We start from the raw sequence: 9719 nt of genomic DNA on the forward strand, positions 1-9719 counted from the left end.
AAATGATCAATGTTAATATACACATTAAGAAGAATACTCATCATGATTCCGATTTTGGTCATGATCTCCATTGTGGTATTCACCCTGGCATTAGCTATGCCAGGGGATGCCCTTTCTGGGCAAATCGACCCCGCTAATTCAAATCCGGAATATATTGCGGAAATGAGAGATAGATTAGGTTTAAATGACCCTGTACATGTTCAATACGCACGATGGGCTGGGAATGTGCTACAGTGGGATTTTGGACGATCTTACAATCGTAAAATGCCAGTTACTGAGTTAATAGGTCAGAGACTGCCCAACACCATATTGTTATCTGTCATGTCAATGATCATAACGTATATATTGGCATTCTTTATGGGGAGATATGCAGGTCGACACCCATATACCATCGGAGATTATGGAATTCAAGGTTTAAATTATTTAATGCTCGCAGTTCCAAGTTTTGTTGCAGCAATTTTTGCCATTTTCTTTTTCTCATTCCAATTAGGATGGTTCCCTGCAACAGGGAGTATTGGTTCAGGAATTCAGCCTGGGACAATGGAATTCTGGCTCAGTAAATTAAAGCACACAGCATTACCAGCTTTAGTTTTAGGGATGCTGACTACTGCAAGCTACACGCAATTCTTACGAAATGATATTATTGAAAGCTCACAAAAAGATTATGTGCGTACTGCACGCGCAAAAGGTACTGCTGAAAATGCTATTTACAACAAGCATATTTTGAGAAACTCCATTATTCCAATTGTAACTTTATTTGGATTTGATATTGCTAGTATTATTGGTGGTTCAGTTATTATTGAAACAGTTTTTGGATTCCCTGGAATTGGAGAGTTATTCATTAGTTCTATAACAAACAGAGACTCTTCCGTCGTACTTGCAATTACACTGATGCTTTCAGTTGCTACATTAGTTGGTAACTTAATTGCAGATTTAGTGTATGGACTTGTCGATCCAAGGATCAGGGTAGAATAGGGGGGATATGAGGTTATGTCAGCAATGGATAATCAACAAGCAGAGCGTTTAGAGAAAATAGCCAAAAAACAGTCCCCGTGGGCAATAGCAAGAAGAAAACTGTTAAGAAATAAACTAGCCATGATTAGTTTAATATTTCTAGTAACTGTTATTATTTTATCATTTTTGGCGCCTTTTATTGCACCATTTGATCCGATTCGAGTAGATCCTATGAATCGTAATATATCACCTGGTGGAGCTCATTTGTTAGGGACTGATGCCGCTGGTAGAGATGTTTGGACACTATTGTTATATGGTGGTAGAACTTCACTAACTATCGGTTTTGTTTGTATGGCGTTAGTTATATCAATAGGGACTGTTGTTGGATCAATCGCAGGATTCTATGGTGGTTGGGTTGATGCTGTTCTCATGCGTTTTACTGATTTTGTAATGAACTTCCCTTTCTTAGTCTTTGTTATCGTACTAGCTTCCATTTTCCGTGAAGCGGGGATTTGGGCATTAGTACTTGTAATCAGTGCACTTGGTTGGACGGGTGCAGCAAGGGTAGTACGTAGTAAAACTATGTCTGAGAAGGAAAATGAATATGTTATGGCAGCTATTTCAATTGGTGGTACACCATTTAAAGTCATACGTAAACATTTACTTCCAAACGTTATGACAACAATTATTGTACAGGCTACTTTATTGTTAGCTGTTATGATTGTTGCAGAAACATCATTAAGTTTCTTAGGTTTTGGTGTGCCTTCAGGTACTCCAAGTTGGGGGAACATGATGCAAGAAGCAAGACAACCACACGTTATTAGAACAATGTGGTGGATCTGGGTACCTCCAGCAATGGCAATTACTTTGACTATACTTTCAATCAACTTTATTGGTGAAGGTATTAAGGATGCATTTAATCCAAAATCTGCAAGGTAAGCTTACATAGCCTGTCATAGCTATTGTGTAAGCTTATCCATTAGTAATGGCATGTTATGTATTCTAATCGTTGCGTGATTTATGTATTTTACGGTACATTGGCTTATATATGAGCTAATGTACCTTTTTTCATCACTAAAAGTTTGTAATAGACGTGGTTTTTGCTTAAAATTTAATTAAAGGATTGATGATGTCAAAAATTTCAAAGATGTAAAAGGTGACTTATGCATGAGATGAAATGGCTTGAAGAAGATAGATATTTTATGCGAGAGGCTTTAAAGGAAGCAATGGGTGCCGGACAAATAGGGGAAGTTCCTATTGGTGCTGTTGTCGTTTCGGAAAATAAGATTATCGCTAGGGGACATAACTTACGGGAACGTGACCAGCAGTCAATTGCACATGCAGAAATGATAGCTATAAGTGGTGCTTGTAACGCACTTGAGAGCTGGCGTTTAGAAAACTGTACATTATATGTTACCCTTGAACCGTGCGCGATGTGTGCAGGTGCAATAGTACAATCCAGGTTAAAGCGAGTAGTTTATGGTGCTTCAGATCCTAAAGGTGGTTGCTGTGGAACATTAATGAACTTATTAGATGAGCCGCGCTTTAATCATACGGTACTAACAACTAGTGGTATTTTAGAAGAAGAATGTTCATCATTATTGACTAATTTTTTTAAAGAACTGCGAACAAAAAGGAAACGTAAAAATGATGATTCATAAATATCAATAAAGGGGAGTAAATAGAATGAGACCAAACCAAATCTCGCTAGAAACAGCGAAAATGATATCTGAAAAGTTAAAGATGCCTATTGAGCATGTGATGCATACTCCACCACATATATTAATGGAGAAGCTGAAAAGGGTAGAAGAAGCTGCTGCAGACAAAAACCAAGAAGATAAATAATTACGTGGAGGAAAGGACTCCCACTTTTTCCATAACCCACACTTGCATTTAGGACAAAAACAATCTATACTTGGTTGTGCATTGTTAAAAGCGATGCACTAAATTCATTTATAACTTTGCCGTGCTAAGCGGGGAGGTAGCGGTGCCCTGTACTCGCAATCCGCTATAGCGAGGCCGAATCCTCTCTCGAGGTTTTAGTATTGTAAGGTCTGACCTAAGTAAGTGGTGTTGACGATTGGGTTCTACGCAACGGAAACCTGTGAACCCTGTCAGGTCCGGAAGGAAGCAGCAGTAAGCAGTCCTTTCCGTGTGCCGTAGAGTCGCCTGGTCCGAGCTAACTGCTTAGGTAACGCTTATGATACTTTAATCGACAGAAGGTGCACGGCATTTATAAATATATTATTGAAGCTGTCTTTCATAGAGACAGCTTTTTTAATACATAAAAATAGTAGTAATAGAAACTAATTTTTCTTTACAAAAATGATAATCGTTTTGAATTTAACTATATGAATCGGTATAATAGGAATGAGTTCTTTACTTTGTTAAGATTTTGAAAGATTATTTTTTTTAAAAGTATGGTTTGTTATTATTGTTAGCTTTATTATCCATCATAAATATAATACCCCCTATTACAGAAGAGTACTTTTGTAATTTGTGAGAGAAAGAAAGGGTGCGCCACATGAGTTATCAAGCGCTATATAGGGTATGGCGGCCGAAGTGTCTATCTGATGTAGTAGGCCAGGAGCATATTACAAAAACCTTGAAAAATGCTTTAATACAAGAAAAATTATCACATGCTTATTTGTTTACAGGTCCTAGGGGTACAGGGAAAACAAGTGCTGCCAAAATTGTAGCAAAAGCGATCAACTGTGAAAATGCACCTGTTGAAGAGCCTTGCAATAACTGTCGAGCGTGCCGTGGAATTTCAGATGGCTCTATAGTAGATGTGATGGAAATTGATGCTGCCAGTAATAACGGTGTTGATGAGATTAGAGATATTCGTGATAAAGTAAAATTCGCTCCTAGTTCCGTAAAATATAAGGTTTATATTATTGATGAGGTTCACATGTTATCTACTGGTGCATTTAATGCATTATTAAAAACTTTAGAGGAGCCTCCTCGCCACGTTATCTTTATATTAGCAACAACAGAACCACATAAAATACCGTTAACAATTATTTCTCGATGCCAACGGTTTGATTTCAAGCGTATTAGCGCCCATGCAATGATAGATAGAATGAAGGAGATAATTAATTCTTCCTCCATAAAAGTTGATGAAGATGCCCTTTCCATGATTGCAAGAGTATCAGAAGGGGGCATGAGGGATGCATTAAGTCTTCTCGATCAGGCCATATCTTATGCAGATGATGTGGTTCGAATGGATGATGTTTTATCTATAACAGGTGCCGTATCTCAACAATTATTATATGATGTAGCAAATGCACTAAATAATAGTGATGTTGCGAAAGGTCTAACAGCCGTCGATACAATTATTCGAGATGGTAAGGATCCAAATCGCTTTTTAGAAGATCTCATTTTTCTCTATAGAGATGTCTTGATGTACAAGGCAGCACCACAATTAGATGAGGTGAAAGATAGGCTAGCTCTAGATGAGAACTTTCAACAAATAGCTGACCAATTAGAGAATGCTTGGATATATGAAGTAATGGAAATGCTAAATAGGTTTCAGCAGGAAATGAAATGGTCCAGTCATCCTAAAGTTTTCTTAGAAATGTTTATCGTTCAAGTTTGTCACATGTCTAGTAGTGGTACTTCTGCTACCGTTAGCTTAGATCAAAATGAAACCATTCAGCTATTATTGAAACGGGTAAATGAGCTAGAGGCATCAGTGAAACGAATGTCCGAGTCGGGATATTCAGCAAATGGAAACACTTCAGATACTCAAGTGTCTGAACCAAGTAGGGGTAAACCTCGCCCTATACAAGCTAGTGGAAAAAGCCGTGTACAAATTAGTAGAGTGAAAGGCATGCTTCAACGTGCTAGTAAGCAGCATCTACAGCAGTTAAATAGTCATTGGGCACAAGTAATGGAACAGGTAAAGCAACAAAGTGTACCTGCGTCAGCCTGGCTTAATGACTCTAAACCAGTTGCTTGTTCAGATGGTGAATTTGTTTTAGCGTTTAAAAATGAGATGCACAGGGATATGATTGATGATAAATTCAGGGCCCTTGTTGAACAAACGGTCTCTACTATTTTACAGCGAACTATGACATTATCAGCTATACTAGAAAACCACTGGGAAGAAACAAAGGATGCATTTTTGAAACAACAAAAATCCTCAGATGGAAATTCTGAACAAAAGGAAGAAGAAGAGAACCCCCTTGTACAAGAGGCTGTTAAGCTTTTTGGAGAGGATTTAGTAGAAATAAAAGACTAAATTAATTTTATATGAGGAAAGCGAGGAGTTATTAATGAGAAACATGGGTAATATGATGAAGCAAATGCAAAAGATGCAAAAGGATATGGCGAAAGCACAGGAGCAGTTAAAGGAAGAAACTGTGGAGGTAACAGTTGGTGGCGGCATGATTACTGTCGTGGCAAATGGTGAAAAGCAGATTCTTGATATTCAAATTAAAGAAGAAGTTGTAGATCCAGACGATATTGAAATGCTACAGGATCTAGTGTTAGCAGCAACAAATGAGGCACTAGCAAAAGTAGATGAGCTTGTTAATGAAAAAATGGGTAAATTCACTAAAGGAATGAATATTCCAGGAATGTTCTAATATCGTCCTTTAGGTAATAGGAAAAAATATGTTGAAGACTTGGTGATTCGTATTTGTTTACTAATCGACCAGGTCTTTTCTTTATAAAAAATTTAGGATGCAGATCATATTTATTTGTACTATGATGATAGAAATGAACTAAAATAAGAGTGATGTAAAAAGAATGACGATTAATGGTATCTAGGAAAGGAAGACATAATCATGCAATACCCTTTACCAATTTCAAAGCTAATTGAAGGATTTATGCGGTTACCAGGTATAGGACCTAAAACAGCTGCTAGGTTAGCTTTTTATGTTTTAGATATGAAGGAAGATGATGTATTAGACTTCGCTAAGGCGTTAGTTAATGCAAAAAGAGAATTAACATACTGCTCCATTTGTCACCATATTACTGATACAAATCCTTGCCGCATCTGTGAAGATACAACGCGGGATAAGTCAATAATATGTGTGGTTCAGGATACAAAAGATGTTATTGCTATGGAAAAAATGAAGGAATATATTGGCCTTTATCATGTTCTCCAAGGGGCAATTTCACCTGTAGATGGGATAGGTCCAGAAGACATTAATATTCCTGACCTATTAAAAAGACTCCAAGATGAGACGATTCAAGAGGTAATCATCGCAACTAACCCAAACATTGAAGGGGAAGCAACTGCCATGTACATTTCTCGACTCATCAAGCCAACAGGGTTGAAAGTAACCAGAATCGCACATGGTTTACCTGTAGGGGGAGATTTAGAATATGCAGATGAGGTTACACTATCTAAAGCAATTGAAGGTAGGAGAGAATTGTAGGAGGGACTTTGATGATCTTTCGTAAAAAAAAGAAATTACGTAACAATGAAGATAATGAACTTCTCTGGCATCTAGATGTTATGAAAAACAGAGTTAAGCAAAGAGAAGAGTTAATTGAAAGTAGTTTTGATCATCATGTTGATGTCGTATACCGCGCTAAACTCGAAAAGGCAAAGTATTTATTTTTACTGAAAGAAGCTCGTTTTCGTGGAACTGGTTTAAAAAAGAGATAATTAATAATAAGTTCTAATTCCGTTTGTATAACATACCCTTTAATAACAGCTTGTACTTTTCCTTTATTAGAGCTAAATTTTCTGTGTTAAGGGGGTTTGTTATAGGATGGAGCCTGTAGTTATATTATCGTTATTAGGTGCACTTATATTTTTACTATTAATTCTGGGGGCACCTATGAAACCGTTAAGGTGGTTTGGACAAGGGGCTATCCGATTATTAATTGGGGCATTGCTATTGTTCTTTTTAAATACATTTGGTATGTTGATCGATTACAGCTTACCGATCAATGTATTTACGGCAGCTGTGTCAGGATTTTTAGGTATTCCAGGGATAATCGCATTAATCTTCATTGATACACTTTTGATTTAAATGTTAAAACATGATGTGAAGGTCAACGCTTTTTGTTATGAATTGTTAAAAAGTGTTGACTTTATATTGTTTGCGTAATATAATAATTTTTGTCGCTAAAAACGACTGTTCATTTGGAAATACAGTCAGTAAATGTTTTTCTAAAAAAACTTTTGAAAGTTGTTGACAGTTGGATTTAATGGTGATATGATATAAAAGTTGCTGTTAAAACAGTAACGAAATGATACTGACCTTTGAAAACTAAACAAAAAGCCAAACGAAGTGGGATAAGAAGTTATTTCATATTTTATGAAGTAATGAAGAATATCCCGTCAATGAATTACAAAATTAGCCAGATGAAAATCTGCAGCTAGACATCAAACACTTTATTGGAGAGTTTGATCCTGGCTCAGGACGAACGCTGGCGGCGTGCCTAATACATGCAAGTCGAGCGGACTTCTTTAAAGCTTGCTTTAGAGAAGTTAGCGGCGGACGGGTGAGTAACACGTGGGCAACCTGCCTTACAGACTGGGATAACTTCGGGAAACCGAAGCTAATACCGGATGATCAAATGAACCGCATGGTTCAATTGTAAAAGTTGGGATTTATCCTAACACTGTGAGATGGGCCCGCGGCGCATTAGCTAGTTGGTGAGGTAACGGCTCACCAAGGCAACGATGCGTAGCCGACCTGAGAGGGTGATCGGCCACACTGGAACTGAGACACGGTCCAGACTCCTACGGGAGGCAGCAGTAGGGAATCATCCGCAATGGGCGAAAGCCTGACGGTGCAACGCCGCGTGAACGATGAAGGTCTTCGGATTGTAAAGTTCTGTTGTTAGGGAAGAACAAGTGCCATTCGAATAGGTTGGCACCTTGACGGTACCTAACCAGAAAGCCCCGGCTAACTACGTGCCAGCAGCCGCGGTAATACGTAGGGGGCAAGCGTTGTCCGGAATTATTGGGCGTAAAGCGCGCGCAGGCGGTCTCTTAAGTCTGATGTGAAAGCCCACGGCTCAACCGTGGAGGGTCATTGGAAACTGGGGGACTTGAGTGTAGGAGAGGAAAGTGGAATTCCACGTGTAGCGGTGAAATGCGTAGATATGTGGAGGAACACCAGTGGCGAAGGCGACTTTCTGGCCTACAACTGACGCTGAGGCGCGAAAGCGTGGGGAGCAAACAGGATTAGATACCCTGGTAGTCCACGCCGTAAACGATGAGTGCTAGGTGTTAGGGGTTTCGATGCCCTTAGTGCCGCAGTTAACACATTAAGCACTCCGCCTGGGGAGTACGGCCGCAAGGCTGAAACTCAAAGGAATTGACGGGGGCCCGCACAAGCAGTGGAGCATGTGGTTTAATTCGAAGCAACGCGAAGAACCTTACCAGGTCTTGACATCCTCTGCCACTCCTAGAGATAGGACGTTCCCCTTCGGGGGACAGAGTGACAGGTGGTGCATGGTTGTCGTCAGCTCGTGTCGTGAGATGTTGGGTTAAGTCCCGCAACGAGCGCAACCCTTGATCTTAGTTGCCAGCATTCAGTTGGGCACTCTAAGGTGACTGCCGGTGACAAACCGGAGGAAGGTGGGGATGACGTCAAATCATCATGCCCCTTATGACCTGGGCTACACACGTGCTACAATGGATGGTACAAAGGGCAGCAAAACCGCGAGGTTGAGCGAATCCCATAAAGCCATTCTCAGTTCGGATTGCAGGCTGCAACTCGCCTGCATGAAGCCGGAATTGCTAGTAATCGCGGATCAGCATGCCGCGGTGAATACGTTCCCGGGCCTTGTACACACCGCCCGTCACACCACGAGAGCTTGTAACACCCGAAGTCGGTGCCGTAACCTTTTAGGAGCGAGCCGCCGAAGGTGGGACAGGTGATTGGGGTGAAGTCGTAACAAGGTATCCCTACCGGAAGGTGGGGATGGATCACCTCCTTTCTAAGGAGCTTAAAAGGCTCATACCTTTTTAAAAAACTTCGTTTTGGTACTTTTTGTTTAGTTTTGAGAGGTCATACTCTCAAGACGCTTTTTTCTTCTCATGAAGAAAAGGGATTGAAGGAACTTCGGTTAAAACCGTCACATCCTGTGACAACACCGAAGCTAGCACTTCCTGTGCGTCGTTGTCCTTTGAAAACTAGATAACACAAGATTGATAAGAAACACTGGTTAACTTATTTGAAAAGCCTATGCTTTTTGAAGAGTTCAACTAAGTGTCTTAGAGAAGGCTAATTAATAATGACGCCAAAAAGCTTATTAAAACTTTTTATAAAGTTTTAAGCAAAGAGGATCGAGTTATTCGAGGAAGCAAGCCGTCAAGTGACTGAACGTATTCACATACGTGACATGAACGAGAGGGTGCAGCTGACGAAGAAGAACGAAGATCATCTGCAGCTTAAATGGTTAAGCTAGAAAGGGCACACGGTGAATGCCTTGGCACTAGGAGCCGATGAAGGACGGGACGAACACCGAAATGCTTCGGGGAGCTGTAAGTAAGCTTTGATCCGGAGATATCCGAATGGGGGAACCCACCATCCGTAATGGGATGGTATCCATACCTGAATCCATAGGGTATGAGAAGGCAGACCTGGGGAACTGAAACATCTTAGTACCCAGAGGAAGAGAAAGAAAATTCGATTTCCTGAGTAGCGGCGAGCGAAACGGAAAGAGCCCAAACCAAGAGGCTTGCCTCTTGGGGTTGTAGGACACTCCATACGGAGTTACAAAGAAACGGCGTAGACGAAGCGATCTGGAAAGATCCGCGAGACAAGGTAACAGCCCTGTAGTCGAAATGT

At 40.2% G+C, this 9719-nt stretch carries 9 protein-coding genes, 1 rRNA gene, 1 other RNA gene and 1 other annotated feature (1 of these 12 cut by a window edge); all 11 genes read left to right on the forward strand.

The features are described from left to right. The first annotated feature begins 9 nt into the window (after window positions 1–9). The 11 genes from opp4B to BW724_RS22690 all read left to right on the forward strand — a co-directional run bounded on the left by opp4B (window position 10) and on the right by BW724_RS22690 (window position 8865). A complete protein-coding gene (gene opp4B / locus BW724_RS22640) occupies window positions 10–975 on the forward strand; it encodes an oligopeptide ABC transporter permease (RefSeq protein WP_088077430.1) in 966 nt (321 codons plus the stop codon). A gap of 15 nt (window positions 976–990) precedes the next feature. Continuing rightward, on the forward strand, window positions 991–1893 hold the full coding sequence (opp4C, locus tag BW724_RS22645; protein WP_088077432.1) for an oligopeptide ABC transporter permease: 903 nt from the start codon (window positions 991–993) through the stop codon (window positions 1891–1893). A 224-nt stretch (window positions 1894–2117) separates the two neighbouring features. Next, window positions 2118–2615, forward strand: coding sequence for a tRNA adenosine(34) deaminase TadA (tadA, locus tag BW724_RS22650; protein WP_235849052.1), 498 nt, complete (start codon window positions 2118–2120; stop codon window positions 2613–2615). A gap of 25 nt (window positions 2616–2640) precedes the next feature. Then, a complete protein-coding gene (locus BW724_RS22655; RefSeq protein ID WP_088077434.1) occupies window positions 2641–2799 on the forward strand; it encodes a YycC family protein in 159 nt (52 codons plus the stop codon). A 119-nt stretch (window positions 2800–2918) separates the two neighbouring features. Continuing rightward, window positions 2919–3184: signal recognition particle sRNA large type (gene ffs / locus BW724_RS22660), an RNA gene on the forward strand. A 294-nt stretch (window positions 3185–3478) separates the two neighbouring features. After that, entirely contained in the window at window positions 3479–5197 is a 1719-nt protein-coding gene (gene dnaX, locus BW724_RS22665; protein ID WP_088077436.1) for a DNA polymerase III subunit gamma/tau, read from the forward strand. A gap of 34 nt (window positions 5198–5231) precedes the next feature. Continuing rightward, window positions 5232–5543, forward strand: a complete 312-nt coding sequence (locus BW724_RS22670) for a YbaB/EbfC family nucleoid-associated protein (RefSeq protein ID WP_088077438.1) — start codon at window positions 5232–5234, stop codon at window positions 5541–5543. Window positions 5544–5744: 201 nt separating this feature from the next. Then, entirely contained in the window at window positions 5745–6341 is a 597-nt protein-coding gene (gene recR, locus BW724_RS22675; protein WP_088077439.1) for a recombination mediator RecR, read from the forward strand. 11 nt (window positions 6342–6352) lie between these two features. After that, window positions 6353–6574 carry a YaaL family protein gene (locus BW724_RS22680; RefSeq protein WP_088077441.1) on the forward strand — a complete coding sequence of 74 codons (222 nt, stop codon included), beginning with the start codon at window positions 6353–6355 and terminating at the stop codon, window positions 6572–6574. Window positions 6575–6680: 106 nt separating this feature from the next. Next, window positions 6681–6944 carry a pro-sigmaK processing inhibitor BofA family protein gene (locus BW724_RS22685; protein ID WP_088077443.1) on the forward strand — a complete coding sequence of 88 codons (264 nt, stop codon included), beginning with the start codon at window positions 6681–6683 and terminating at the stop codon, window positions 6942–6944. A 365-nt stretch (window positions 6945–7309) separates the two neighbouring features. Beyond that, a 16S ribosomal RNA gene (locus BW724_RS22690) occupies window positions 7310–8865 on the forward strand. A gap of 460 nt (window positions 8866–9325) precedes the next feature. Then, window positions 9326–9719 (forward strand) — a sequence feature (23S ribosomal RNA rRNA prediction is too short); it runs 390 nt beyond the window's last position.

Source organism: Litchfieldia alkalitelluris (assembly GCF_002153425.1).
Taxonomy (GTDB): Bacteria; Bacillota; Bacilli; order Bacillales; family Salisediminibacteriaceae; genus Evansella; species Evansella alkalicola.